The sequence below is a fragment of the Methylophaga sp. UBA5088 genome (genome assembly GCF_002414625.1).
Lineage (GTDB): Bacteria > Pseudomonadota > Gammaproteobacteria > Nitrosococcales > Methylophagaceae > Methylophaga > Methylophaga marina.
The window spans coordinates 33,212-33,646 of record NZ_DIAC01000131.1 but is presented as its reverse complement, the minus strand read 5'-3'; the positions used below and the strand labels follow the sequence as shown (position 1 = coordinate 33,646).

General features: G+C 44.4%; 1 protein-coding gene. It reads right to left on the bottom strand.

The genetic code is table 11. The features are described from left to right. A partial coding sequence (locus B4K20_RS16280; protein WP_289283724.1) for an ABC transporter ATP-binding protein occupies positions 1-435 on the bottom strand: 435 nt, incomplete at both ends.

Here is a 435-nt window from a genome sequence, read left to right as displayed (position 1 = left end):
GTTGCTGCTCACCACCGGATAACTGGTTTGGATAATGCGTTAAACGATGTGAGAGCCCGACTTTTTCCAATAAAGCTTCTGCTTTTTGACGAGCGTCTTTATCGCCTTTTAACTCCGCTGGTAACATCACATTTTCAACCGCCTGCAAACTCGGTAACAAGTGAAACGACTGAAAGATAAAGCCAACATATTGCCCGCGAAGTAAGGCACGTTGCTCTTCATCCATGGCTGAGAAAGCATGGTCATAAAGATAAATCTCGCCCGATGTATTCACATCTAAGCCTGCCAGTAAGCCCAGTAAGGTCGACTTACCTGAACCAGATGCTCCCACAATGGCGACCGACTCACCTTCCTGAATATCTAAACTAATTCCTTTTAATATGGTCAAATCGCCTGTATTTGCCGATACCGTATGGGTTAAATTGCTTACTTTGA